Source organism: Thioalkalivibrio paradoxus ARh 1, assembly GCF_000227685.2.
GTDB lineage: Bacteria > Pseudomonadota > Gammaproteobacteria > Ectothiorhodospirales > Ectothiorhodospiraceae > Thioalkalivibrio > Thioalkalivibrio paradoxus.
The window spans coordinates 1-25185 of record NZ_CP007029.1 but is presented as its reverse complement, the minus strand read 5'-3'; the positions used below and the strand labels follow the sequence as shown (position 1 = coordinate 25185).

21 protein-coding genes are annotated in these 25185 nt (G+C 66.1%); 10 read left to right on the top strand and 11 right to left on the bottom strand.

Annotated elements, in window-relative coordinates:
- Genes THITH_RS18820 through THITH_RS00080 form a run of 6 tightly spaced genes read left to right on the top strand, consistent with a single transcriptional unit; the run spans nt 1 to nt 3976 of the window.
- Nucleotides 1-198, top strand: a complete 198-nt coding sequence (locus tag THITH_RS18820) for a hypothetical protein (RefSeq protein ID WP_084222584.1) — start codon at nt 1-3, stop codon at nt 196-198.
- Between the two features lie 54 nt (nt 199-252).
- A complete protein-coding gene (gene gspL / locus THITH_RS00100; protein WP_006746571.1) occupies nt 253-1485 on the top strand; it encodes a type II secretion system protein GspL in 1233 nt (410 codons plus the stop codon).
- The gene (gene gspM / locus THITH_RS00095; RefSeq protein WP_006746572.1) at nt 1482-1973 is read left to right on the top strand and encodes a type II secretion system protein GspM; all 492 of its coding nucleotides are present in this window, start codon (nt 1482-1484) and stop codon (nt 1971-1973) included. Before gspL ends, gspM begins: the two co-directional genes overlap by 4 nt.
- On the top strand, nt 1970-2773 hold the full coding sequence (locus tag THITH_RS00090) for a type II secretion system protein N (RefSeq protein ID WP_006746573.1): 804 nt from the start codon (nt 1970-1972) through the stop codon (nt 2771-2773). Before gspM ends, THITH_RS00090 begins: the two co-directional genes overlap by 4 nt.
- A complete protein-coding gene (bamD, locus tag THITH_RS00085) occupies nt 2770-3462 on the top strand; it encodes an outer membrane protein assembly factor BamD (RefSeq protein WP_006746574.1) in 693 nt (230 codons plus the stop codon). The genes THITH_RS00090 and bamD overlap by 4 nt, the downstream gene beginning before the upstream one ends.
- Before the next feature lie 19 nt (nt 3463-3481).
- Nucleotides 3482-3976 (top strand): hypothetical protein, encoded by a 495-nt coding sequence (locus THITH_RS00080; protein ID WP_006746575.1) that lies wholly within the window; start codon nt 3482-3484, stop codon nt 3974-3976.
- Nucleotides 3977-4133: 157 nt separating this feature from the next.
- On the opposite strand, the gene argH is transcribed toward THITH_RS00080, so the two are convergent.
- Nucleotides 4134-5564, bottom strand: coding sequence for an argininosuccinate lyase (argH, locus tag THITH_RS00075; protein ID WP_006746576.1), 1431 nt, complete (start codon nt 5562-5564; stop codon nt 4134-4136).
- A gap of 202 nt (nt 5565-5766) precedes the next feature.
- Between argH and hemC the strand changes: the two genes are divergently transcribed.
- Together hemC and THITH_RS00065 are read left to right on the top strand one after the other, a co-directional pair.
- On the top strand, nt 5767-6696 hold the full coding sequence (gene hemC, locus THITH_RS00070) for a hydroxymethylbilane synthase (RefSeq protein ID WP_006746577.1): 930 nt from the start codon (nt 5767-5769) through the stop codon (nt 6694-6696).
- On the top strand, nt 6693-7532 hold the full coding sequence (locus THITH_RS00065; RefSeq protein WP_006746578.1) for a uroporphyrinogen-III synthase: 840 nt from the start codon (nt 6693-6695) through the stop codon (nt 7530-7532). Before hemC ends, THITH_RS00065 begins: the two co-directional genes overlap by 4 nt.
- A gap of 474 nt (nt 7533-8006) precedes the next feature.
- Here THITH_RS00065 and THITH_RS00060 read toward each other — a convergent pair whose 3' ends face one another.
- Entirely contained in the window at nt 8007-9047 is a 1041-nt protein-coding gene (locus tag THITH_RS00060) for a CDP-6-deoxy-delta-3,4-glucoseen reductase (protein WP_006746579.1), read from the bottom strand.
- 80 nt (nt 9048-9127) lie between these two features.
- On the opposite strand from THITH_RS00060, the gene THITH_RS00055 reads away from it, so the two are divergent.
- Complete coding sequence (locus THITH_RS00055; protein ID WP_006746580.1) at nt 9128-9997, top strand: NAD-dependent epimerase/dehydratase family protein; 870 nt, start codon at nt 9128-9130, stop codon at nt 9995-9997.
- An 85-nt stretch (nt 9998-10082) separates the two neighbouring features.
- On the opposite strand, the gene ubiD is transcribed toward THITH_RS00055, so the two are convergent.
- A complete protein-coding gene (ubiD, locus tag THITH_RS00050) occupies nt 10083-11558 on the bottom strand; it encodes a 4-hydroxy-3-polyprenylbenzoate decarboxylase (RefSeq protein ID WP_006746581.1) in 1476 nt (491 codons plus the stop codon).
- Between the two features lie 57 nt (nt 11559-11615).
- Between ubiD and THITH_RS00045 the strand changes: the two genes are divergently transcribed.
- Entirely contained in the window at nt 11616-12131 is a 516-nt protein-coding gene (locus THITH_RS00045) for a TIGR00645 family protein (protein ID WP_006746582.1), read from the top strand.
- A gap of 644 nt (nt 12132-12775) precedes the next feature.
- Here the strand turns inward: THITH_RS00045 and xth are convergent.
- From xth to dnaA, 8 genes are all read right to left on the bottom strand, one after another.
- A complete protein-coding gene (gene xth / locus THITH_RS00040; protein ID WP_006746583.1) occupies nt 12776-13567 on the bottom strand; it encodes an exodeoxyribonuclease III in 792 nt (263 codons plus the stop codon).
- A complete protein-coding gene (locus THITH_RS00035) occupies nt 13564-15609 on the bottom strand; it encodes a M3 family metallopeptidase (RefSeq protein WP_006746584.1) in 2046 nt (681 codons plus the stop codon). Before THITH_RS00035 ends, xth begins: the two co-directional genes overlap by 4 nt.
- 36 nt (nt 15610-15645) lie before the next feature.
- Entirely contained in the window at nt 15646-16563 is a 918-nt protein-coding gene (locus THITH_RS00030; RefSeq protein ID WP_006746585.1) for a hypothetical protein, read from the bottom strand.
- A gap of 23 nt (nt 16564-16586) precedes the next feature.
- Complete coding sequence (locus THITH_RS00025; protein WP_006746586.1) at nt 16587-17162, bottom strand: LemA family protein; 576 nt, start codon at nt 17160-17162, stop codon at nt 16587-16589.
- A 93-nt stretch (nt 17163-17255) separates the two neighbouring features.
- Complete coding sequence (gene gyrB, locus THITH_RS00020; protein ID WP_006746587.1) at nt 17256-19688, bottom strand: DNA topoisomerase (ATP-hydrolyzing) subunit B; 2433 nt, start codon at nt 19686-19688, stop codon at nt 17256-17258.
- Between the two features lie 956 nt (nt 19689-20644).
- Nucleotides 20645-21742, bottom strand: a complete 1098-nt coding sequence (recF, locus tag THITH_RS00015) for a DNA replication/repair protein RecF (RefSeq protein WP_006746588.1) — start codon at nt 21740-21742, stop codon at nt 20645-20647.
- A gap of 629 nt (nt 21743-22371) precedes the next feature.
- Nucleotides 22372-23472 carry a DNA polymerase III subunit beta gene (dnaN, locus tag THITH_RS00010; protein WP_006746589.1) on the bottom strand — a complete coding sequence of 367 codons (1101 nt, stop codon included), beginning with the start codon at nt 23470-23472 and terminating at the stop codon, nt 22372-22374.
- Nucleotides 23473-23693: 221 nt separating this feature from the next.
- Nucleotides 23694-25031 (bottom strand): chromosomal replication initiator protein DnaA, encoded by a 1338-nt coding sequence (gene dnaA, locus THITH_RS00005; protein ID WP_006746590.1) that lies wholly within the window; start codon nt 25029-25031, stop codon nt 23694-23696.
- Between the last annotated feature and the right edge of the window lie 154 nt (nt 25032-25185).

The following is a 25185-nucleotide window of genomic DNA, read 5'->3' as shown; positions in this document are numbered from 1 at the left end:
GTGAAAGTCACGGCCTGTCTCGTGTCCCGGGCGACCCGTAGGGCGGAAAAGCGCAGCGTCATCCGCCGCTCGGCGTTCGCGCCTGCTTGGCGCCTGCGGCAACCTCGGCGCCAGCTGGCGGATGACGGCCTTCGGCCTTTTCCGCCCTACGCCTGCGCCTCTTTCATCATCGGGGGGGCCGCTGGCCATGACAGTTAGTCCCGTGAACCGATCCGAACCCTGCCGGCGCCCGAGCCGCGCTTCGAGACCGCGATGAACTGGTTCGTGCTTTGCCTGCCGGAACCGGACGCGGGCGATCCCCCGGAGGCCATGAGCTGGGCACGGGTGAACGGCGCCGGCACGATCGTCGCACGGGGCCGCTCGGCGCCTCCGGAAATCCGGGGGTGGCTGCGCAGCGGCGACCGCGTGCTCGCCCTGGTGCCCGGCGAGCGGGTGCTGCTGCAACAGGTGGCCATCCCGGCCCGGAGCCGGGCCGCACAACTGCAAGCATTGCCGTTCGCGCTGGAGGACCACCTGAGCGAGGACCTCGAGGCATTGCACATCGTCGCCGGCCCACGCAGCCCGGACGGCCGGCTCCTCGCCGCGGTGGCGGCACACCGGGATCTGGAGGCCTGGCTCGCGGTGCTGGAGGCGGCCGGCGTTTCAGCCCAGGCGCTGCTGCCCGATACATTGCTGCTGCCTGAAGCGGACGAACCGAGGTTGCGGATCTGGTGCCACAGTGACGGCGACCACGAACGCTGCCTGCTGGCCGGTGCCGGCGGAGACCGGCTCGCGCTGTCCGGTGATCTGCTGCCATGGTGGTTGGACCGGTGGCTGGTCGAGCATCCGGCGGAAACCGGCATCGACTGGTTCGGAACCGCGGATCGGTTGCCGGAAACGTTGCGCGACCGTACCGAGGTCCGGATCCAGCGCTGGGATGGCGATCTGCTGGGCCTGGTCGCAGCTGCGCTGCGCCGGCGGCCGCCGGCGAATCTGCTCACCGAACGCTACGCGCCGATCGGGACCCGGCGCGGGCTATGGCAACGCTGGCGCGTTCCCGCCGGGATCGCGGCGGCGTTGGCCGTGCTGTGGACGGCGTCGCTGTGGATCGAGGTCTACCAGCTCGAACACGAGGTCCGGCATATCGATCAGGCGATCGCCGAGCTGTTCGAGGAAACGTTGCCGGGTACGCGGATGGTCGACCCTCCGGCACAGTTCCGCCAAGCGCTCGAGGCCGGCGCGACAGCCCCCGCAGGCGCCGGGCCGGTCGCCGAACGGCTGGCGGCTGCGGCGCCGCTGCTGATCGCGGCCGGCGGGGAGATGCGCCAGCTGCGCGCCGATGCCGACCGGCTCGAAGTGGAACTGGATCTGGAGAGCATCGCCGCGCTGGACCAATTGCGCACCCAGCTCCGGGAAGGGCTGGGCACCGGTGTGCGCATTCTGGCCGCCGAGTCCGGGGAGGAAGGGGTGCGGGCACGCCTGCAGATCGGCGGAGGCGCGTCGTGAAGTCCTGGTGGGACGGTCTGGCCGAGCGGGAGCGCCGCATCGTGCTGCTGGCCGCGCTGGTGATGCTGCTGGCCGGTGGCTACCTGTTCGTGCTGGAACCCGCGCTGGAACGCCGCGTGGTCGTCGCCGACCGGCTCCAGCAGCTGGTGGACGAACACGCGTGGATGCAGGCCCAGGCACCGGCCGTGCGCTTGCAGGCGCAATCCGCTGTGCCGGGTGTCACGCGCCGGGGAGGCTCTCCGCTCGGCATTGTCGACGTCTCCGCGCGCTCGGCCGGGCTGGGCTCGGCGCTGCGTCGCGTTCGCCCGCTGGAGTCGGGTGTCGAGGCGGAACTGGAAGGGGCCGAGTACCCCGCATTGATGCGCTGGCTGGCTGCGCTGGAGTCCGAACACGCGCTGCAGGTGATCAGCCTCGGAATCGATCCGGGGCCGGAGCCCGGACGTGTGAACGTCCAGCTCCGGGTCGAGCCGATGCCCGGGCGCTCATGAAGCAGAAGTCTCTGAAACGCCTGGGCGGCGCCGCGGCGCTGGTGCTGGTCGCCTACCTGGCGGCGCTGGCCGCAACGGCTCCTGCCAGCGTCGTCTGGCGTGTGGCCGAGCCGCGCCTGGAACTGCCGTTCGCGCTGGAGATCGCCGCGGTGTCGGGGTCTGCGTGGCGCGGGCGGGCCGACGGCCTGCGAATCGATGGCCGCGATGCCGGCACGCTCGCGTGGCGCTGGCAGCCGGCTGCGCTGCTGACCGGCCGCCTCGGACTCGCGGTGGACTGGGAGGACGGCCGCGACCGGGTCAACGGTCGCCTGCGCCTGAGCCCCGGCGAGCTGCAGGCACAGGGCGTGCGGGGAACGCTGGCCGCGCAACGGCTGCAGGAATGGTTCGACCTGCCGCTGTTGCTTGACGGCCAGATCGGGCTGGACCTGTCCGCGATCGCGTGGCAGTTCGACGGCGGCTTCCAGACCGCCGAGGGCACGTTGTTCTGGGGGAACGCCGCGGCTGGGCTGCCGCGGCCGATCCCGCTTGGGGAATACCGGGGCGTACTGGGTCTTCGGGACGGGATGCTGCTGACCGAGATCGAATCGGCACCGGAATCGCCACTCGATGTCGCCGGTGCCGCCGGCTGGCGGCCGGATGGCGGCCATTGGGTCGATCTGGTGCTGCAGACGGCGGCGGATGCCGCGCCGGCGCTGTCAAGCGCGCTGGACGCTGCCGCCCGGGCGCAGCCCGACGGCAGCCACCGGATCAGGCTCGGCGAGACCGGCGGCGGGCCGGGGCACCCGGAAGGGTTGCAATGAAGGGCTGGCGGATCCGCGTTATCATGCGCGCCTGTGCCTTGCTGCCGAACGCCTCGATGCCCGCGATACCCCTTCGCCTCCTGTTGCTCGCGCCATTGCTCTGGCTCGCCGGGTGCGCCACGCTGCCCGAGGAGTCCCGGACCGCCGTTCCCGCCGACGGCCTGGAACAGGCGCTGCGCGCGGGCGATTGCCGGGGCGCCTATGGCCTCTGGGAGGCGGGTGCGGTCGACACGCCGGACCGTCTGCTCCAGGTCGGGCAGGTCTGCCTGCAGGGTGGCGACTTCACCCGGGTGCGCCGGACGATGGCCGGTTTCCTGGATCATCATCCCGAGCATCCGGATGCCGACTATGCCGCCTATCTGCACGCACTCGCGGGCTTCGGAGCCTGGTCGCGGCCTTCGGTGGCCGAACCCGAGGCACGGATTCGGGAAGGACGGGGACTGTTCCGCGAGATCACCCAGTTCATGCAGGAGCGCCCGCTGTCCGAGTACGTGGAAAACCTGGCGCCGCGTCTGGTGCAACTGCGCGAGGGGATTGCACAGGCGGAGTTCGCGCTGGCACGCCGCGAGCACCAGCGGGGCGACCGGCCGCTGGCCCGGGCGCGCGCCGATTACGTCGTGCAGTATTACCCGCGCACCCAGGCCGCGGCCGATGCAGCCCAATTATTGATGACGCTCGCGGATGACTGAGCGCAGGCAGGAGGAAACGATGACCGAAGAACGCACCCGGGCCGAGGGATTGAAAACTTCCGAGCGAATCGCGTGGGTGGGGTTCATGCTGTTCTTCGTGGTTGTGCTGGCGATTTATGTGGCGCGCGGCATCGGGCTGGAACGCGATGTCGCGGATGCGAATCGGGAATTGCTCGACGCCCAGATGAAACTGGCGCAGTACACCCAGTACGAGGTACCCCGGCCGGCCGAAGTCGGGCTGACCAACGCGCAGATTCAGGCGATGCAGCGCCGCGGGATCGCACGGCCGGAACTGCAGCTGGCCAGGAGCCTGTTGGAACAGCCGGAGCTGATTCCGCACGCGCCGGTGCTTGGCGGCCAGATGCACTTCGTTCCCGATGGCATCCACGTGCTGAACGACCGCTGGGTGCTTGCAACCTTCGAGGATGGCCATATACGCGGCCAGATGCTGCTCGAGTACGAGGTCGCACACGGCAACGTGATGTGGCAGGTGATCGAGTCCTACCTGGAATGACCGGCACCCGGCCTCGTCGGACCGGCGGCAGCGTTTCCGGGACGCGGGACGGGCAGTCGGGATCTGCCGGGCGACGGGTCGACGGGGGAGGCTTGCGTACTCCGCTTGATCCGCAACGCTGCCCCGTAGCCACTGGACGCGGCGGGATGGGCAGCGCTCAGGTGGCGGTGGCGACGCGCGCGAGGTGTTCCCGCGCTTCGGCAATCCGGGCGAGGACCTGTGCGGGAGCGGTGCCGCCGGGCAAGTCCCGCGCGGCGGCGGACCCCTCCGGGGTGAGCAGCTCGTACACATCCGGGCCGATCCGGGCATCGAACTCGCGCAGCTCGTCCAGCTCGAGATCGGCGAGGTCGCAACCGCGCTGCGACGCCAGCCAGACCGCGCGCCCGACCACTTCGTGCGCATCGCGGAACGCAAGCCCCTTGCCGACCAGATAGTCCGCGAGGTCGGTCGCGGTGGCGAAACCGCTTCGGGTCGCCTGCAGCGTGTGGTCCGCGTTCACCCGCAGGTTCGGCACCATGTCGGCGAACGCGCGCAGGCTGCCGGCAAGCGTATCGACGGTGTCGAACAGCGGTTCCTTGTCTTCCTGATTGTCCTTGTTGTAGGCCAGCGGCTGACCCTTCATCAGCGTCAGCAGCGCCATCAGGTGGCCATAGACACGGCCGGTCTTGCCGCGCACCAACTCCGGCACGTCGGGGTTCTTCTTCTGCGGCATGATCGACGAGCCCGTGCAGTAGCGGTCCGGCAGGTCGATGAACGCAAACTGCGCGCTGGTCCAGAGGATCAGTTCCTCGGCCTGGCGCGACAGGTGCATCATGATCAGCGCCGCGCTCGCGGTGAATTCGATTGCGAAATCGCGGTCGCTGACCGCGTCCAGCGAGTTGCGGCAGATCCCCTCGAAGCCGAGCAGGCGCGCGGTCAGCTCGCGGTCGAGCGGATAGCCGGTGCCCGCGAGCGCGGCCGCACCGAGCGGCAGCCGGTTCACCCGGCTCCGGCAGTCGGCCAGGCGCTCGGCGTCGCGTTCCAGCATCTCGTACCAGGCCATCATGTGGTGGCCAAAGGTCACCGGCTGGGCGGTCTGGAGGTGGGTGAAGCCGGGCATCACCGTCGCATGCTCGCGCTCGGCGAGATCCAGCAGCCCGCGCTGGTAGTGCCGCAGCTGGACCAGCAGGGCGTCGATCGCATCGCGCAGCCACAGGCGGATGTCGGTGGCGACCTGGTCGTTGCGCGAGCGTCCGGTATGCAGCTTCTTGCCGGTCTCGCCGATCTTCTCGATCAGCCGCGCCTCGATGTTCATGTGCACGTCTTCGCGGGCGACCGACCAGTCGAAGCGGTCCGCCTCGATCTCGGCGCGGATCTCTTCGAGCCCGGAGGTGATGGCATCGGCCTCGGGCTGGGTCAATACGCCGACTTCGGCGAGCATCGTCGCGTGCGCGATCGAGCCGGCGATGTCCTGGGCGTAGAGGCGCCGGTCGAAGCCGACCGATGCGGTAAAGGCCTCGACGAAGGCATCGGTGGCCTCGCTGAACCGGCCTCCCCAAAGTTTGGCAGCGGGGTTGGCGGGCGCGTCGGGAACGGGTTCGTTGGACATCGACGAGCGCTCGGTGGATGGCAGGGACGCCAGTATAGCACCCGTCTCCGGCCATCCTGGAGCGCGCGCGGCGGGGCAGACCGGGCGGTCCGTCCGTAGCGGCGCGCCGCATCTAGCCGGCGGCCGGGCACAGCGGTGGCGGTGACGGCTATACTCCCCGGTCTGATTCCACGCCGCCCGCCGGCCCGATCCCGGATCGCCCATGAAGAGTCTGCTGCGCATCGCCACCCGAAAAAGCCCCCTGGCCGTATGGCAGGCCGAGCACGTCGCCGACGGGCTGCGCCGCCTGCACCCGGGTCTAGCAGTCGAACTGGTCACGATGACCACGCAGGGCGACCGGATCCTCGACGCTCCGTTGGCCCGTATCGGCGGCAAGGGGCTGTTCGTGAAGGAACTCGAGCTGGCAATGCTCGAGGATCGGGCCGATATCGCGGTGCATTCGGTCAAGGACGTGCCGATGGAACTCCCGGAACGGCTCGTGCTGCCGGTGATCCTGGAACGCGAGGATCCGCTGGACGCATTCGTGTCCAACGACCATGAAAACCTGGACGCGCTGCCGGAAGGTGCCCGGGTGGGCTCGTCCAGCCTGCGCCGGCAATGCCAGCTGCGCGCGCGGCGCCCGGATCTGGAGATCACCGACCTGCGCGGCAACGTGAATACGCGCCTGGCGCGGCTCGATTCGGGCGACTATGACGCGATCCTTCTGGCTGCCGCCGGGCTGAAGCGCCTCGGCTTCGAAGAGCGGATCCGCGCCCGTCTCGACCCCAGCGTCAGCCTGCCGGCGGTGGGCCAGGGCGCGATCGCGATCGAATGCCGGGACGGGGATTCCGAGGTGATGGACCTGATCTCGGGGTTGAACCACGCGGAAACGGCGGAAAGGGTTCGGGCGGAACGCGCGTTCAACCGCCGGCTGGAAGGCGGCTGCCAGGTCCCGCTTGCGGGTCATGCGGTGCTGGAAGGCGAAGCGCTGTTCCTGCGCGGGCTGGTCGGCGCGGTCGACGGCAGCCGGATCCTCCGGGCGGAACGCCGCGGGCCCCGGGCCGAGGCCGAAGCGCTGGGAATCGCGCTTGCCGACGATCTGCTGGCACAGGGCGCGGGGGAACTCCTCGCGGCGGCGCATCGGCAGGCATGATGAACGGCGGCGAGGCCAGGACCGGGCCACTGGCCGGGATGCGCGTTGTGGTGACGCGGCCAGCGGCCCAGGCAGGGCCGTTCTGCTCGATGCTGGAGGAACAGGGGGCACTGGTGACCCGCTTTCCGGTGATCGAGATCCGGAGCCCCGCGGATCCAGCGCAATTGAAGGCGGTGTTGACCGCACTCGATGAGTTCGACATCGCGGTCTTCGTCAGCGCCAATGCGGTGCAGCGGGTGCTGCCGGCGTTGCGCGAACGCGGCGGCTGGCCACAGCGGGTCGCGACCGCGGCCATCGGCACGCGCACTGCATCCGAGTTGCGCGAACACGGCGTGGAGCCGTCGATCGTGCCGCCGAACCGGTTCGACAGCGAGGCCCTGCTCGAGGAGCCGGCGATGCAGCAGGTGCAGGGGCGCCGGATCGTGGTCTTCCGCGGCGACGGCGGCCGCCCGTATCTCGGCGAAACCCTGGTCGGCCGTGGCGCCGAGGTCGTCTACGCCGAGGCCTACCAGCGGGCGATTCCGGAGGTCGACGCGGCGCCGCTGCGGCAGGCGCTGGCGAGCGGGCGCGTGGACGCGATCACCGTGACCAGCGGCGAAAGTCTGCAGAACCTGTGCCGGATGATCGGCAAAGGCGGGCAGGTCGCACTGCTGCGCACCGCTCTGGTAGCGGGTGCGACCCGGGTCGCGGCGATCGCTCGGGATGAGGGCTTCGCGGGCCGGATCGAGACCGCCGAAGACCCGACCGATGCGGCGATGCTCGCCGCCGTGCTGCGGCTGCGATCCTCCAGAACAGACGGCGGAGCGCCTGCGCCGGCCGACGCGTCCGAAGAATAACGCTCACGCGGGCAGGCCTCCCCCGATGACGAAAGACGCGTAGGGCGGAAAAGGCCGAAGGCCGTCATCCGCCATTGCGACGCCGGGGTTGCCGCAGGCCGCGCGCGGCGATCCGAGCGGCGGATGGCCGGCAGGCCGGTCAACGTAACGTGTAGTGACAGCCACGGAAGGACACGGAAATCACGGAACCTGATTGGCACGAATGCTCCGCAAGCCGGATTCGCGCATAAATTCAGCCCGTCATTGCGAGCGAAGCGCGGCAATCCAAATGGCTCAGGAGAAACCAACGTGGGTTGGATCGCCACGTCGCTTCGCTCCTCGCGATGACGCCTTGGGCCTTGATTTTTCGAGCTGCGGAGCATTCGTGCGAATCAGGTCACGGAATATGCAACCAATCAGGCCCTTTTTGCGGGTCTGTCCGTGCTTTCCGTGGCTCGCCTTTTGATGTTGCAGGGTGGCCGCTAGCCAGGACAGTCAGCCGGTGACCGGGGCGGGCTGTGCCGCAGGCTCGAAACTGTCGTAGAACAGCCCATTTTCCGGCAACCCCGCCGCCAGAAAGCGGGGCTTCGCTGCGTGGATCATCGCCGGGGGTCCGGCCATGTAGACATCGAAGCCGGACAGGTCCGGATAGGTTGCGCATACCGCGTCGTGCAGCCAGCCCGAACGCGCAGGAAAGCCCGCGGCCTCTGGGTCGGTTGCCTCCGACAGCACCGGCGTAAACTTGAACCAATCGCCGTGCTGCGCGAGGCGCTCGCGGAGCCAGTCGGGCGCATAGATTCCTTGGGCGTCGCGCGCGCCCCAGAACAGGTGATGGGGGCGATCGAGCCCGTTTGCCATCAGGTGATCGAGCATGCCCTTTAGCGGCGCGAACCCGGTTCCGCCGCCGACAAACAGGCGGGGCCGGTCGGAGTCCTCGTCGAGAACGAAACTGCCGAGCGGCCCTTCGATTCGCAGCAGCGCCTTGTCCTTCAGGTCGTGAAACACGACATCTGAGAAGCGCCCCCCTGGCACCTTCTTGATGTGCAAGACGAGGTGAGCGTCGTCGTGCGGCGCGTTCGCGAGCGAATAGCTGCGCCGCTCGCCCCCTTTCAACAGGATGTCGATGTACTGTCCGGCGAGAAACTGCAGGCGCTCGCTCGCCGGGAGTTGCAGCCGCAGCTCGGCCACGTCGGGGGCAAGAAAGGTGCGCGCTGCGACCCGGCAAGGCAGGGTCTTGATCTCGAGATCGCGCACCGCGCCGACTTCGCGCACCTCGATCTCGAGATCGGTCGCCGGCACCGCCTGGCAGAACAATGCGAACCCCTCGGCTTCGTTCTCGGCACTCAGCGCGGGGGGGCGCCTGGAACCGTAATCGACCGAGCCGTAAAGCAGCCGACCGCGGCAGCTGCCGCAGGCTCCGTCCCGGCATCCATACGGGAAGGGGAGACCCTGGCGCAGCGCCGCGTCGAGAATCTTTTCGCCCTCGTCGACCGTAAACACGTAGTTGCCGGGTCGTACCGTAACCTGAAACGCCATGCGGTGATCCCCGCTGGTGAACAATGCTCGAATTGTCGACAATCGGCGAGCGAACGCAAACAAGCCGGGGTGGGATGGGGATGTCGGAAGCGGGGACGGTGTTGGTCGTCGGGATGGGCTATGTGGGGCGCGCGCTGGCGCAGGCGCTCGATCAGGAAGGCGTGGCATGGAGCGGCTGGCGGCGTCAGAAGAGTGAGCATCCACGGGTTCGTTCGGTCGATCTGGATGCGGAACAGCTGGACGCCGATGTGGCCGGCGCGCGGCGGATCGTGTATCTCGCGCCGCCGCCGAAATCGGGCGACGGCGACCCGCGGCTGCGGCGATTCCTGGCGCGGCTCGAGGCGGATCCCCCCGAGCGCTTCGTGTATGCAAGCACGACCGGGGTCTACGGCAACCAACACGGCGCCGAGGTGACCGAGGACGCGCCGCTTCTGGCGGCGTCGCCGCGCGCACTGCGCCGGCTGGACGCCGAGCGCGCACTGGTCGAGGCGGCAACGCGCTGGGGAACGCAGTGGAACATTCTGCGGCTGCCCGGGATTTATGGACCCGGCCGGCTGCGCGAGGAGGCGATCCGCGCGGGGCTTCAGGTTCCTTGTCCGGACGTCTGTCCCGCCGGTAACCGGATCCACCGCGACGACATCGTCGCGGTGATCGTTCGGCTGCTTGCAAGCGGCGCGCCCACCGGGGTATTCAACCTCGCCGATGCCGAACACATGAGCAGCACGCGGTTCGCAATGGCGGTGGCGCAGCGCATCGGCGTCGAGCTGCCGCCCTGCATTCCCGATCTCGAAGCGTACTACGCCACTCATCCGGGGATGGCCAGCTTCCTGCGCGAACGACGGCGGGTCGATTCTTCGCGCGTGCGCCGGGCGCTGAACTGGACCCCGCGTTATGATGACGCGATCAGCGGGATCGACGCGAGCCTCGGGGACGGAACCGACCGGAATTGAAGGCCTGCAAGGTGGAGAGGCAGCCATTACAGCTGGCTGCGCTGCACCAGATCATGGACGGACGGCGATCGCCGTTCGCAGCCCGCTATAGTTGCAACTGTTGCAACAGGGCGTCGACACGCGCTTTCACGTCGGAGTCCATCGTGATCGGGCGACCCCATTCGCGCTGCGTCTCGCCGGGCCACTTGTTGGTCGCATCCATTCCCATCTTCGATCCCAGACCCGAGACCGGGGACGCGAAATCCAGGTAATCGATTGGCGTGTTCTCGATCAGCAGCGTGTCGCGGGCCGGATCCATGCGCGTGGTGATCGCCCAGATCACGTCCTTCCAATCGCGCGTATTCACGTCGTCGTCGACCACGATCACGAACTTCGTGTACATGAATTGCCGCAGGAACGACCAGACCGCCATCATCACCCGCTTGGCGTGGCCTGGATACTGCTTGCGCATGCTGACCACCGCCATGCGGTACGAACAGCCCTCCGGTGGCAGATAGAAGTCGACGATCTCCGGAAACTGCTTTTGCAGGATCGGCACGAACACCTCGTTCAGCGCCACCCCCAGGATCGCCGGCTCGTCCGGCGGCCGGCCGGTATACGTGCTGTGATAAATCGGGTCGCGTCGGTGGGTGATCCGGTCGATCGAGAACACTGGAAACTCGTCGACCTCGTTGTAGTAGCCGGTATGGTCGCCGAACGGCCCTTCCGGGGCGGTGTCGCCGGCATGAATATGCCCTTCGAGCACGAACTCGGCGGATGCGGGCACCTCGAGGTCGGAACCGAGGCAACGGACCAGTTCGGTTCGGCTGCCCCGCAACAGGCCGGCGAACGCGTACTCGGACAGGCTGTCCGGAACCGGCGTGACCGCCCCGAGGATCGTCGCCGGATCCGCACCCAGCGCCACCGCAATCGGGAACGGCTCGCCGGGGTGGGCCTGGGACCAGTCGCGGAAGTCGAGCGCGCCGCCCCGATGCGAGAGCCAGCGCATGATCACGCGATTGCGCCCGATCACCTGCTGGCGGTAGATGCCGAGGTTCTGGCGCGTCTGCTTCGGCCCCCGTGTGACCACCAGCCCCCAGGTGATCAGCGGCGCGGCGTCTCCGGGCCAACAGGTCTGCACCGGAAGCCGCGACAGGTCGACGTCGTCCCCTTCCAGCACCTGTTCCTGGCACGGCGCCGAGCGCACCCGCTTCGGTGCCATGTCCAGCACTTTTTTGAACACCGGAAGCGATTCCCAGGCGGCCTTGAGTCCCTTCGGCGGATCCGGCTGTTTCAGCTGGGCCAGCAGATGGCCAATATCGCGCAGCGCGGTGACCGATTCGGCACCCATGCCGAGCGCGACGCGCTCGGGCGTTCCGAAGAGGTTACCGAGGACCGGGATATCCGAACCCCGGGGCCGTTCGAACAGCAATGCCGGGCCGCCTGCGCGCAGCACCCGGTCGCAGAGTTCGGTCATCTCGAGATGGGGGTCCACCTCGGTGCTGATCCGGCGCAGCTGCCCGCGGTGTTCGAGCAACGCGAGGAAGTCGCGGAGGTCGCGGTATTTCGTCGGCTGGGTCATGGTGGCAAAAAGATCCTAGAATGGGGGTTGTCGTTCAACCATGAGAGATGAAGCCCGATGATGGAACATGCCCTGGAAAAAGGAATGCTGGCTGCACGCTGGTTGCTGGCGCCCATTTACGTCGGCCTGACGCTGATGCTGCTGGCGCTGGCGATCAAGTTCTACCAGGAGTTGTTCCATCTGCTGCCCCAGATCCTCGAGATCCGCGAGATGGACCTGATCCTCGTGGCACTCTCGCTGATCGACATCGTGCTGATCGCGGGTCTGATCGTGATGGTGATGTATTCGAGCTACGAGACCTTTATCGGCAAGCTGAACGTCAGTGAGCACAAGCGGATGGTCTGGCTCGACAAGCTCGACGCGGGTTCGCTGAAACTGAAGGTGGCCGCTGCGATCGTCGCGATCTCGTCGATCCATCTGCTGAAGGCGTTCATGAACCTGGACAGCATCTCGAACGACAAGCTCCTGTGGTACGTGATCATCCATCTGACGTTCGTCGTCTCCGCACTGCTGATGGGTATCATGGACTACATCGCGAACAAGGACAGCAAGACGCCCTCCGGCGGTCTGTAAGTTCGTCCCGAGACGGCGGGCTAACTCTCATGGAGCACGCGGCCACCCCCGATGATGAAAGAGGCGTAGGGCGGAAATGGCCGAAGGCCGTTATCCGCCATCCGGCGCCGGGGTTGCCGCAGGCGCCGGGGAGGCGCGAACGCCGAGCGGCGGATGACGCTGCGCTCTTCCGCCCTACACGTCGCCCCGAGAGAAGCCGTGCGGTTTCACGCTAACGGCGGGCACAGGGATTCGTGCCCGTTGCGCTGAACGGCCGATGGCAACGCTGCGCATCGGCTCTACGGGCGGGCATTGCGTATCGCCACTCTCGCGTTATCGGATTCGCGATCGCACCGTCGTCGGTGAGGGCGTCGCGAGTACTTTTCGCCGGTTCGGATGCCTGCCGGCGCGATGCCGGAACACGGCCGCAGTGCGGGACGGGGCTTTTCAGTAAGCGGATCCCGCGAGCATGACGGTCGCGGGAAGCCGCTGCCAGCGTCGACGGTGGCAGGGGAGCGATGGCACGGCGTCCGCAGCGAAGCGCCCAGAAGGGCCAGTACGTCGCCGCGATCCCGACTGGCCATTCAAAGCGGCGGCGCCGTGGGTGATTCGACGCCCGGGCTTTGGCCGCCAATGTCCGAGCGCTCGGTCGCGTGCCTCAGCCGTCAGCCGCGATCGGATCCGAACTTGGGCAGGTCGAACTCGGCGACGACCGGTGCGTGATCCGACGGGCGTTCCCAGCCGCGGGGTTCCAGGTCGATCGAACTGTGGCGACAGTGTTGCAACAGCGGGGTGCTTGCGAGGATCAGGTCGATGCGCAGCCCCCGGTTGCGGCGGAACGACGCGGCGCGGTAGTCGAACCAGCTGAACTGGGCTTCGGGCTGTTCCGTCAGCCGAAAGCAGTCGCCGAACCCCAGGTTCAGAATCCCCTTGAGCGCTTCCCGTTCCGGGACCGAGCACAGCACTCGATCCTTCCATTCGTCTGGATCGTGTACGTCGCGATCGTCGGGCGCGATATTGAAGTCGCCGAGCACGATCATCTGCGGGTACTGCTCGAGTTCGGCCTGCAGCCATTGCTGTACCCGCCGAAGCCAATCCAGCTTGTACGCGTATTTTTCCGAGTCCACTGCCTCGCCGTTGACGACATACAGGTTCACCACGCGGATGCCGCCGACGGTGACCGCCAGAATGCGGCGCTGCGCATCATCGAGATCCGGCGGGTCGGTAATCGTTTCCGAGATCGGACTGCGGGCCAGCACCGCGACCCCGTTGTAGGTCTTCTGGCCCGAGTACACGACCTCGTAGCCGGCGCCGCGGATCGCGTCGACCGGAAACGCCTCGTCAGTCGTCTTGGTCTCCTGCAACGCGAGCACGTCCGGCGTCCGCGTCTCCAGCCAGGTCAGCACCTGAGGCAGCCGGACCTTCAGCGAATTCACATTCCAGCTGGCAATCTTCACGCCGCCTCCAATCCGCTGTGGCGCAGAAGCGCGTCGATGTTCGGCTCACGCCCGCGAAACGCCTTGAACGACTCCAGCGCCGGCCGGGACGCACCGACCTCGAGGATTTCCTGCAGATAGGCGTGGCCTACCTCTGGCGAAAACAGGCCTTCCTCCTCGAAGCGCGCGAACGCATCGGCCGACAGAACCTCGGCCCACTTGTAGCTGTAGTATCCGGCGGCGTAGCCACCCGCGAAGATGTGGCTGAATCCGTGCTGGAACCGATTGAACGATGGCGGGCGGATCACCGCGACCTCGTCGCGGACCTGATCCAGCAGCTGTTGGATTTCGTCGATCGAGGCCGGCGCCGGATCGGAATGCAGGCGCATGTCGAACAACGCGAACTCGACCTGTCGCAGCAATTGCAGCGCGCTCTGGAAATGTCGGGTTCCGACCATGCGCTCGAACAGATCCTGGGGCATTGCCTTTCCGGTCTCGTGGTGGCGCGCAAACAGATCGAGTGCCTCGCGCTCCCAGCACCAGTTCTCCATAAACTGGCTCGGCAGTTCCACCGCATCCCATTCGACGCCATTGATCCCGCCGATTTCCGGATGATCTACGCGGGTCAGCATGTGGTGCAACCCGTGCCCGAACTCGTGGAAGAGGGTGATCACCTCGTCGTGGGTGAACAGCGCCGGCTTCCCATCGACCGGCGGCGTGGAGTTGCAGGTCATGAACGCGACCGGCAGCTGACGCTGGTTGCCGTGCACGAAACGGCTGCGGCAGACGTCCATCCACGCACCGCCGCGCTTCGCGCTGCGCGCGTACAGATCCAGGTAGAAACCCGCGCGCTCCTCGCCCTCGCGGTCGCGGATCACGAAATAGCGGACGTCATCGTGCCAGGTCTCGACGCGATCGTCCTCGGTAATGGAGACTCCGAACAGGCGCTCGACCAGGCCGAACAGTCCCGTCACGACCCGGTCGGCCGGGAAGTAGGGCTTCAGCATCTCTTGACTGAGCCCCAGGCGGTCGGCGCGAATCTTCTCCGCCACGTAGCCGTAGTCCCAGGATTGCAGGTCGGTGAGATCCAGACGGGTCGACGCGTACTCGCGCATGTCGGCCAGGTCTGCCTCGGCGTACGGGCGCGCCCGCACCGCAAGATCGCGCAGGAAATGCTCGACGGTCTCGGGTCGATCGGCCATCTTGGTCGCGAGCGAGCGCTCCGCGTGGTGCGTGAATCCGGTGAGCTGGGCCTTCTCCTCCCGCAACCGCAGGATTTCCAGCATCAGTTCGCTGTTGTCGTAGCGCCCGGCATCCGGTCCCTGGTCGGAGGCCCGGGTCGCATAGGCCGTGTATACCTGCTCGCGCAGGTTCCGGTCGTCCGCGTACGTCAGGATCGCGTAGTAGCTCGGGAAGTCCAGTGTGATCACATAGCCGTCGAGATCGCGTTCGCGCGCGTTCTGGGCCAGCATCGCGCGCGACGATTCGGGCACGCCGCCGAGCCGAGTGGCGTCCTGCAGCTGCAGCGTCCACGATTGGGTGGCGTCGAGCACGTTCTCTTCGAAACGCGAGGTCAGCGTAGATAGCCGCGCATCGATCTCGCGCAGGCGCTCCTTGCGGTCCTCGGGCAGATCGACGCCACTCAGGTGAAAGTCCCGCAGCGCGTCCCGAACGAGCTTGCGCCGGTCGCCAGGCTCGCGTTCGAAGCCGGGGCTTTGCGCCAGGCGATCGAAGGCGGTGTAGAGTTCCGTATTCTGCGACAGCTCACTGGCGTAGGCCGAGAGCTTCGGCAGGCAGGCGTTGTAGGCCGCGCGCAGCGCGTCGCTGTTCATCACAGAGTTCAGATGGCGGACCGGCGACCAAACCGCGTCGAGCCGGTTTTCCAGGCGCTCGAGGGGCACGACAAACTGGTCCCAGGAGGGCGTTTCCGGAAGCTCGTTCAGCAGCTCCGCGATCGCTGCACGGTTCTCTGCGAGAACGCGATCGACCGCGGGTTCGACGTGTTCCGGCCGAATGCTGCGAAACGCCGGGAGAGTTTCGGTTTCAAGCAAGGGATTGGACACAAGGGCTCCCATCGAAATCAGTTCAGAAAAATGGGTTCAGGACCGGATCGCCAACGCCCAGAACATCAGGCTGGTGGCCAGCACGAAAAGCAGGCCCGAACCATACGCCCGCAGGCGCTGGCGCAACAGAAGCTGGGACTCACCAAGGGTAGACAGTACCAGGACGCGCTGGGTGGCGCGGGTGCCTCGGCGCAGCAGATGGAAGGCATCCGGCTCCGCGTCGTTTGCCATCTCCCGTTCGACCTCCTGCCGAGCGTGGGCCCGCACCGCTTCCCAGTCCTGCAGTGAAAGACGACCGTCGCCGTCCGAATCGAAGCGCGCGATGATATCCGGATCGTTCTTCCATCGTCCGAGCAGATCGCGCAACCGTTCCGCGTGGTCCTGGCCCTGATGCTGCCGGGTTAGGAATTCGCCGAGCACGAGCAGCGCCTGGCGTTCACCGAGGCGTTCCTCGATATAGCGATAGCGACCACCGTGCAGCCGGGAGCTGCCAGGACCCGGGCCGAAGTCGGTCAGCCGATTGGAAGCGCTCCAGACATCGCGTTCTGGCGCAATCACCGTGGCTCCGTCCGGGTCGACGACACACTCGCCGGTGTCGTCCCGGAGCAGGAACAGGTCGTCGGACTGGCCCTGGTCGACGACTACGCGGCGCCGCTTGCGGCCCTGGCCGCGGTTCTCCTCGACGCGGTAGCGGTACCACACACAGCGTCGCCCGGTCAGCGGGGCGCGGATCTCCGGCCCCGGCAACCAGGCGGCGATTCCTTCCAGCTGCACGAAGCCCTGCGCTGCTGAACGGATCCGCGCGGTCGGGGTATCCGCAACCAGCCGGAGGAGCTTGCTGTAGTAAAGGAATCCGTACAGGCCGGCCGCGGCGGCGATGCCGAGAACGCCAACCGCGATGGCGAATTCCGTGCTCTCCGCCAGCAGAAACCATTGCCTCAGGTCCGCGATCATGGAGTCGTGCCCGGACCGGGCTCTCAGCCGCGGAACAGGGCCGCTACGTCCACATCGCGGAGGTCTGAAGGCTCGAACTGCAACAGTTCGAAGGCGGTAAAGCCGAACAGGCGTGCGACGACAACGTCCGGGATCTGCGCAATACGCACGTTGTTCCGGTTCACCGCCGCGTTGTAGAACTCCCGCCGGTCGGCGATGGCGTTTTCCAGACCGGAGATTCGGCGTGCGAGGCGGTTGAACGCCTCGTTCGCTCTTAGTTCCGGATAGGCCTCCGCAACCGCGAAGAAATTCCCCAGACCGAGCCGGATCTCGTTTTCGGCGGCACCCAGCGCGCCCATGTTGCCCTGACGCTGCGCGACTTCGGCTCGGTTTCGGGCCTGGGTCACGCGTTCGAGCGTTTCCTGTTCGTAGCCCATGTATTCCCGTGCGACCGCGACCAGTTTGGGCAATTCGTCGTTGCGTTGCTTGAGCAGCACGTCGATGTTGGCCCAGGACTGTGCCACCGCATGTTTGACCGCGACGAGCGCGTTGTAGATCACGGTGCCGTAGAGAACGGCCGCGATCAGGGCGACCAGAAAGACGATCGTTCCCAGACCCATGATCCCCCCTGTTCTCGAGAACCGCCGCTTGCGGTGTCTCCACGTGTTAAAGCCGATCACCGGGCCGCAACAGCGCGGCCCGGTTACAGGTCGTCAGACGTCGACATTCTCCGCACTGAGGGCGCGTGCCTCGATGAACTCCCGGCGGGGCTCGACCTGGTCGCCCATCAGCGTGGTGAAGACCTCGTCGGCCGCGATGGCATCCTCGATGCGCACCTGCAGCAGGCGGCGTGTCTCGGGATTCATCGTGGTTTCCCAGAGCTGGTCGGGGTTCATTTCGCCCAGGCCCTTGTACCGCTGCACGCTCAGGCCGCGGCGGGCTTCATTGAGCAGCCAGGCCATCGCGTCGGGGAACGATTCGATTACGTGCTTGCGCTCGCCGCGCTGGATGTAAGCACCATCCTCGAGCAGGCCGTGCAAGGTCTCGCTCATGTCCAGCAGGGCACGGAAGTCGCGCGAATCGAGGATTTCGTCGGTAATGTATTGCGAGAACGGGGCGCCATGCTCGACGCGGTCCAGGCTCAGCTGGGCAACACCGTCGACTTCGCGCATCGGGCCCAAGCTGTACCGGGTTGCGCCCGCACGGTCGCTGGTCAACTGCGTGAGCAGCTCCGCAAACCAGTGCTGAACCTCGGGGTTGGTGACCGTGCGCGGTTCCGGCATCGGGTCGGCGTCGAACATCGCGCGCAGGATCCTGGGGTCATAGAGCCGGCCCAGTCGTTCCAATGCACGATCGACTTTCTGGTAGCCCTGGACGAGCCGCTCGAAGGCCTCGGGCGCGACCGGCGGTGCGTCGGACGCAACATGCAGGCGAGCCCCGTCGAGCGCAAGCGACAGCAGGATCTCCTGCATCTCGGCTTCGTCACGCACGTATTGCTCGCGCTTGCCGCGCTTGATCTTGTACAGCGGCGGCTGCGCGATGTAGACGTATCCAAGCTCGATCAGCTCGCGCATCTGGCGGAAGAAGAACGTCAGCAGCAAGGTCCTGATATGCGATCCGTCGACGTCGGCATCGGTCATGATGATGATCCGGTGATAGCGCAGACGCTCGGGGTTGTAATCGTCCTTGCCGATCCCGCAGCCGAGGGCAGTGATCAGCGTGCCGACCTCGGCCGAACCGAGCATCCGATCGAAGCGCGCGCGCTCGACGTTCAGGATCTTGCCCTTCAGCGGCAGAATCGCCTGGAAGTGGCGATCGCGGCCCTGCTTCGCGGAGCCGCCCGCGGAGTCACCCTCGACCAAAAAGAGCTCGGATCGGGCTGGATCCTTTTCCTGGCAATCTGCGAGCTTTCCGGGCAGGCCGGCAATGTCGAGCGCGCCCTTGCGGCGGGTGACTTCGCGGGCGCGGCGGGCGGCCTCGCGGGCCCGTGCAGCGTCGATGACCTTGCCGGTGATCACTTTGGCTTCGGTCGGGTTCTCGAGCAGGAAGTCGTTCAGCACCTCGCTGACGACGTTGTCGACCAGCGGCTTCACCTCGGACGAGACCAGCTTGTCCTTGGTCTGGGAAGAGAATTTCGGGTCGGGCACTTTGACCGACAACACAGCGGTCAGACCCTCGCGCATGTCGTCGCCAGCAGTCGCGATCTTCGCACGCTTCAGCAATCCCTCGCGCTCGAGGTACTGGTTGATCGTGCGCGTCAGCGCCGCGCGGAATCCCGCCAGGTGGGTGCCGCCGTCGCGCTGCGGAATATTGTTGGTGTAGCAGAACAGATTTTCCTGGTAGGAGTCGTTCCACTGCAGCGCGACCTCGACCGTGTAGTGATCGCGGGTCTGATCCGCGTAGATCACCGAGGGATGAAGCGCGGTCTTTTTCTGGTTGAGATGGGCGACGAAGGCACGAATGCCGCCCTCGAAGCGGAAGACATCTTCACGGTTGTCGCGCTGATCCTTCAGCCGGATGCGCACACCGGAGTTCAGGAACGACAGCTCGCGCAGGCGTTTCGCGAGGATCTCGTAATGGAACTCGATGTTGGTGAACGTCTGGGCACTCGGTCGGAACCAGATGGTCGTGCCGGTCCGATCGGTTTCGCCCGCATCTGCGAGCGGAGCGTCGGGCACCCCGTGTCGATAGATCTGTTGGTAACGGCGCCCGGCGCGGTGGATTTCGAGATGCAATTCCTCCGACAGCGCGTTGACCACCGAGACGCCGACGCCATGCAATCCGCCGGAAACCTTGTAGGAGCTATTGTCGAACTTACCGCCCGCGTGCAGCACGGTCATGATGACTTCGGCAGCGGACTTGCCTTCTTCCGGGTGCAGGTCGACCGGGATCCCGCGGCCGTTGTCGGTCACGCTGATCGCATTGTCTTCGTGAATGGTGACATCGATCGCGGTGCAATATCCGGCCAGCGCCTCGTCGATCGAATTATCGACCACCTCGAAGACCATGTGATGCAATCCGGTGCCGTCATCGGTGTCCCCGATGTACATGCCGGGTCGTTTGCGGACCGCGTCCAACCCCTTCAGGACCTTGATCTGGGTGGAATCGTACGCGTTCGCGGAGAGGTTCGGATCTGGGGTCGACATCAGGTGTTGTACTCGATCGAGAGGCGCACAGTATAGCCGAAAGCGGGGCAAGAGCGGTTCTGGGGGCGTGACGGGCCGATTGACCGGGCGCGCAGTGCTTCGCCAGAGATGTTTCACGTGAAACATCGGCACTGCGTCGCCGAATGGGGAGGGCTGACAAAGACACGCAGAGCTTCCCTCACCCACTAGAGCCTAGGCGCAAGCACTGGCGGTGGGGCCGCGCCGCCATCGCAAGCGTGAAACGCGTGCTGCACAAGCAACCCGGTCGCGTGCCCGCGGCCGAGGATTCCAACCGAATTCGCGCATCCGGTTGGCGGGGCGCACCGGGACGCGGCCTCGCGAGTAACTCACTGCGAATCGCGATGATCCTGAAAGAGGCGTAGGCGTAGGGCGGAAAAGGCCGAAGGCCGTCATCCGCCATCGGGCGCCGAGGTTGCCGCAGGCGCCGGGGAGGCGCGAACGCCGAGCGGCGGATGACGCTGCGCTTTTCCGCCCTACGGAACAACCCGAACGCGCGCCGCGGGTTCTTTCACGTTAACCCTCGGGGCACCGTGACAGGCATTCCAAGCACAGTCAGGCGGTGTCGTCGCGGATGGATCGGCTTGCCAAACGCGGCGCCGATCCATCCGCGCTGCTGAAACCGTATCTTCCCCGAACCAGTGGTGCCTCACGCTGGCGCGGCGCTCGCAGGGTTCAGATGGATCGCGAACCGACTGGGGGTTAAGCAGGCGGTCCGCGTGCGCCTGGCTGGCACGGAAAATCCTGAGGGTTCTACCGATCCTGCGAGAGGCTGCGCTCGTTGAGATTCCACCGGGTGCAGGATTTGGCACCGCTGGATCGTGGGTGTGCTGAGATCCTCGGGCGCTATGGCCTTGAGGGGCGATAGCGAAGCGGATGAGATCACCAAAGCGCGGGTTGGAAGGACCACCAAGTCAAGCAATCGCAGGCCGGGCCAATCAATCGGCCATCGGCTGAGGCTCGACCGCGCCATGTTTCACGTGAAACATCTGCGTGCCGGGATAGCGTTTCGCGACTCGCCATCCCCATTCCGAATCCACCGTCGTCACCAAGCATTGCCATTGCAGCGTGGCGATCGCGTCGATCAGCCTCTCCAACCCCGCGTCGTCCATCTCGGCCACCGCGTCATCCAGCAACAACAGCGGCGCACCTCCCCCAGGATTGATCCCGACCAGCACCAATCCCTGCGCGATCACCAAGGCATTGAGCACCCGTTTCTGTTCTCCCCTCGATGCCTCGCGGACCGGGCGCCCGGCCAGCCGGATTTCGAGATCGGCCTTCTGTGGTCCGGACTGCCCGAATCTTCGCTCCAGATCGCTCGTGCGCCCCCGAGCGTATGCGTCCGCCAGCGTTTCGTTTTCGCTCCAACCCTGGCGGAAGGCCAAGTCGATCTCGCCACTCAGGCCCTGCCGCATTCCGCTGGTTGCCGATGCATTCAGATGGCGCCGTAAATGTTCGACCACCGATGCCCGCATCTCCGTCAGGCGAGTGCCCGCGGCAGCGGCAACCGGCTCGAACCGTTCCGCCGCTTGCGCATCCTGCTGCCGCAGCGCCGCGTTGCGCTGTTCATGAGCCCGGCGCCAGAGCAACCACTGCTGCACGAAATCGGTGTGAAGGTAGAAGCTACCCCAGTCGAGCAGCCGCCGGCGTTCTTCGGGAGCACCCGTAAGCAGGTCGAACGATCCCGCGTGCACGCTGAGCAGCGGCATCCGTCGCGCGATCTCCCAATGGCCCTCTAGCCATTGCCCGTTCAGGCGTGATCGCCGCTGGCCTTTCCATTCGACTCCGGCTCGTGACTGGCCGTGGATGGAATCCCATAACTCGCCTGCGATCGAGAACGCGCCAACCCCGGTCCGCGCCACGCGTGCCAGGCGATGCGTGCGAAACGAACGCCCGATCGCGAGCACGTGACAGGCCTCGAGCAGCGAGGTCTTCCCCGAGCCATTGGCGCCGACAATCAGGTTCAGACCACTACCAAACCGGATACGGGCCTCCTCGAGGTTACGTACGTCCCGAGTCCAGAGTCCGACCAACATTGCCTTCCCATCGTCTCCGTCCCTAGCACCCTGTTGGACTTGGGTCCCCGTAGCGAGCCGCGTGGGAGAGCGGCCCAGTAGGAGCAGCCCAAGTCCGACAGGCCGCTAGGGAACCCATCGACGCCGATCGCATTCGGCTGTTGCTCCCATGCCCAGCGATTCAAACGCTAACGCAGTCCCTTTGGATTCCCATCCCGAGGACGCGCCGGACGATGGCGCTCCTTGGACTCCCTGATCGTTGAGGGGGCAGCATCGATCGAAACCCTCTTCCCTCGTCTGCATTCCGCCCCCTGCCGAACTGTCATGGCGGGGGCGGCCACCCCCGATGATGAAAAAGAACCAGGGCGGAAGAGGCCGAAGGCCGGCATCCGCCATCCGGCGCCAGGGAGGCCGCAGGCCCCCGGGACGGCGCGTACGCCGTCTGGCGGATGACGCTGCGCTGTCCCGCCCGGGTTACCCCGGGACGCGCGCCACGTTCTTTCACGTCAATCCTCGTGCCCCCTCTCCCCAGAGGGGGGACTGAACAGATACCTTCCCTCCGAAAGGCACCCGCATTCGACGGGACCCTATCGGTCGCGCCCCCACCGCCCAGTACCACCCGATTCGACGCGCACCCCAAGCGCCCGCGATCAAAGCCGCATCGGCATCACGACATAGCGTGCCTGACCAATGGGCTCTGCACGTATCAGCGCCGACGACCCGCCATCGCGCAGGTCGAATCGAATCTGCTCGGTGTCGACCGCGTTCAGCACGTCCTGCAGGTAAATCAGATTGAAGCCGATCTCGATTTCCTCTCCCTGGTACTGCGCCGGCAGTTCTTCCTCCGCTTCTTCGCGTTCCGCGTTGTGGGTCAACACGCGGCAGCCATCCGGATGCACGATCAGCCGAACCCCGCGGTACTTTTCGTTGGTCACGATTGCGACCCGGCCCAGCGCTTGCCGGAGCGCCTCGCGCTCGACGATCAGGGTTCCCGGTAGATCGACGGGAATCACGCGTTCGTAATCAGGGAAGCGGCCATCGATCACCTTGCTCGTCAAGCGCGCCGTACCGAAATCGAACGCAACCTGCCCGGGCCCGAATCCGACCGCAACGGGCGTTTCGTCGTCCAGAAGATTGCGCCGAAGCTCCTGCACCGTCTTGCGCGGCACGATGCATTCCTGGTCCGCACCAAGCGGCGTCTCGAGTTCCGTCTCGCTCACGGCCAGCCGGTGCCCGTCGGTTGCGACCGCCCTGAGCATCGCCCCCTGCGCCACCAGCAACAGCCCCTGCAGGTAATAGCGTACGTCCTGCTGGGCCATCGAAAACATCGTCGTCTCGATCAATCGCCGCAGCAAGCGCTGCGGCATCTCGATCCAGTGTTCGATCAATTCCAATTCCCATTCCGGGAAATCCGCGCCCGGAAGCGTCGCGAGACTGAACCGCGATGCGCCGAACCCGACTGTCAGGCGTTCCCCTTCCACCCTGGCGCGCAACGTCGAATCGGGCGGTGCTGCACGCACCACGTCCAGCAGCTTCTTCACCGCGACCGTGGTATCGATCTCCGGACTGATCTCCCCGGTGCTGCGCGCCCTCCAGGCGAGCTCCAAGTCGGTCGTGTCCAGCTGGATGCCTTCACTGCCGGCGCGGATGCGGACATTGCCCAGAATGGGCATGGTCAGGCGCTTTTCCGCGGCACCGACGATGCGCTGCAGCGTCTCGGCCATGCTGTCCCGGGCGAAGGATAGATCCATGTCGGCGGTCCCTTATGATGATCTAGATATATAAAGACAGTAGTAATAAGCAAACGGACAAAAAACGGTTTGGACAATATTTTTCGTTTTATTTCCGCAACTTGCTTTTATTTCCCGTGCTGAAAACCTACGTTCTTCCTGTGTTCAGCCTGTGGATAACCGGGAACGGATTTCCGGTTTCAGCGGCGCGGCGATTTCGCGCACATCTTATCCACAGCGTCTCAACTGCTCAGTGTGCGTAACAGGTTCTTGTAGTCGCTATCCACGTTCGCATCGCCCTCGCGCAGCTCCGCGACCTTGCGGCAGGCATGCAACACGGTCGTGTGATCCCGTCCGCCAAAGGCCTCGCCGATTTCCGGGAGGCTGTGCTGGGTCAGTTCCTTGGACAAGGCCATCGCGATCTGGCGCGGACGCGTGATCGAGCGGCTTCTGCGTGCCGAATGCAGGTCACTGACCTTGACGCGGTAGTAGTCGGCCACGGTCTTCTGGATGTTCTCGAGCGTGATCAGCTTGCTCTGCACCGCGAGCAGATCGCGCAGTGCATCCTTCGCGAAGTCGACAGTGATCGCCTTGCCGGTGAAATGCGCGTTGGCCATCACTCGGCGCAGCGATCCCTCGAGCTCACGCACGTTCGAGCGAATGCGCTTGGCCATGAAGAACGCGACCTCGCTCGGCAGTTCGAAACCGGACTGCTCGGCCTTGCGCTGCAGGATCGCGACCCGGGTCTCGAGTTCGGGCGGTTCGATCGCGATGGTCAGGCCCCAGCCGAACCGCGAGCGCAGGCGTTCCTCGAGGCCTTCCACTTCCTTGGGATAGCGGTCGGAAGTCAGAATGACTTGCTGTTGCCCCTCAAGCAGTGCGTTGAAGGTGTGGAAGAATTCCTCCTGCGAGCGCTCCTTGCCGGCGAAGAACTGGATGTCATCGATCAGCAACGCGTCGGCGGTGCGGTAGTGCTGCTTGAAATCGTCGATCGCGTTGTGCTGCAGGGCCTTGATCATGTCGGCCACGAAGCGCTCCGAATGCAGGTAGATCACACGGCCGTCCGGAATCCGTTCCAGGATTCGGTGCCCGATTGCGTGCATCAGGTGCGTTTTGCCCAGGCCGACGCCGCCGTACACGAACAGCGGGTTGTAGGCGACGCCCGGGTTGGACGCCACCTGCAGGCTCGCCGCCCGCGCCAGCTGGTTCGACTTGCCCTCGACGAAGGTTTCGAAAGTGAACGCCGGGTTGAGGTTGGACCCTGGCCCGCTGAGCCGCAGCGGCGCTGGTGGGCGCGACCCGCGCTCTGTATCGGCCCGAGTGGCTGCTTCGGGACCGCCGATTCCCAGCGCGACCTGCCACTGTCTTTCGCTGGTACCGAGTTCGTCGACGGTGCCCTGGATCGCGTGCAGGAAATGATCGCGCACGTGCTCGAGCACGAATTGGTTCGGCGCGAGCAGGCGCAGGCAGCCATCGGCCTCCTGTGCGTGCAACGGCCGCAGCCAGGTATTCAGCTGCTGCTCGGAGAGTTTCCCCTGCAAGCGATCCAGACAGGCTGACCACAGGGTATTCGGTGACACGCACAGACTCCGGGGAGAAAGACCACCGCCCAGAGTCTACGCGCAACCCATCCCGGGGTGCCACCGGCTCGCGGCAGGCTTTCGCGCTGCTCCACCGGCTCCAGGAGGATTGACTTTGCGGCGCCGCAAGGGTAGCTTTCAGCGCCCCATAACG

Excerpts from the sequence above, each read along its gene's own strand:
- argH (WP_006746576.1), bottom strand. The coding sequence starts at position 5,564 with ATGTCCAACGAACCCGTTCCCGACGCGCCCGCCAACCCCGCTGCCAAA.
- gspL (WP_006746571.1), top strand. The coding sequence starts at position 253 with ATGAACTGGTTCGTGCTTTGCCTGCCGGAACCGGACGCGGGCGATCCC.
- THITH_RS00045 (WP_006746582.1), top strand. The coding sequence starts at position 11,616 with ATGATGGAACATGCCCTGGAAAAAGGAATGCTGGCTGCACGCTGGTTG.
- recF (WP_006746588.1), bottom strand. The coding sequence starts at position 21,742 with ATGTTGGTCGGACTCTGGACTCGGGACGTACGTAACCTCGAGGAGGCC.
- THITH_RS00065 (WP_006746578.1), top strand. The coding sequence starts at position 6,693 with ATGATGAACGGCGGCGAGGCCAGGACCGGGCCACTGGCCGGGATGCGC.
- THITH_RS00055 (WP_006746580.1), top strand. The coding sequence starts at position 9,128 with ATGTCGGAAGCGGGGACGGTGTTGGTCGTCGGGATGGGCTATGTGGGG.
- dnaN (WP_006746589.1), bottom strand. The coding sequence starts at position 23,472 with ATGGATCTATCCTTCGCCCGGGACAGCATGGCCGAGACGCTGCAGCGC.
- THITH_RS00030 (WP_006746585.1), bottom strand. The coding sequence starts at position 16,563 with ATGATCGCGGACCTGAGGCAATGGTTTCTGCTGGCGGAGAGCACGGAA.
- THITH_RS00090 (WP_006746573.1), top strand. The coding sequence starts at position 1,970 with ATGAAGCAGAAGTCTCTGAAACGCCTGGGCGGCGCCGCGGCGCTGGTG.
- THITH_RS00080 (WP_006746575.1), top strand. The coding sequence starts at position 3,482 with ATGACCGAAGAACGCACCCGGGCCGAGGGATTGAAAACTTCCGAGCGA.
- bamD (WP_006746574.1), top strand. The coding sequence starts at position 2,770 with ATGAAGGGCTGGCGGATCCGCGTTATCATGCGCGCCTGTGCCTTGCTG.
- ubiD (WP_006746581.1), bottom strand. The coding sequence starts at position 11,558 with ATGACCCAGCCGACGAAATACCGCGACCTCCGCGACTTCCTCGCGTTG.
- THITH_RS00025 (WP_006746586.1), bottom strand. The coding sequence starts at position 17,162 with ATGGGTCTGGGAACGATCGTCTTTCTGGTCGCCCTGATCGCGGCCGTT.
- gyrB (WP_006746587.1), bottom strand. The coding sequence starts at position 19,688 with ATGTCGACCCCAGATCCGAACCTCTCCGCGAACGCGTACGATTCCACC.
- THITH_RS00060 (WP_006746579.1), bottom strand. The coding sequence starts at position 9,047 with ATGGCGTTTCAGGTTACGGTACGACCCGGCAACTACGTGTTTACGGTC.
- hemC (WP_006746577.1), top strand. The coding sequence starts at position 5,767 with ATGAAGAGTCTGCTGCGCATCGCCACCCGAAAAAGCCCCCTGGCCGTA.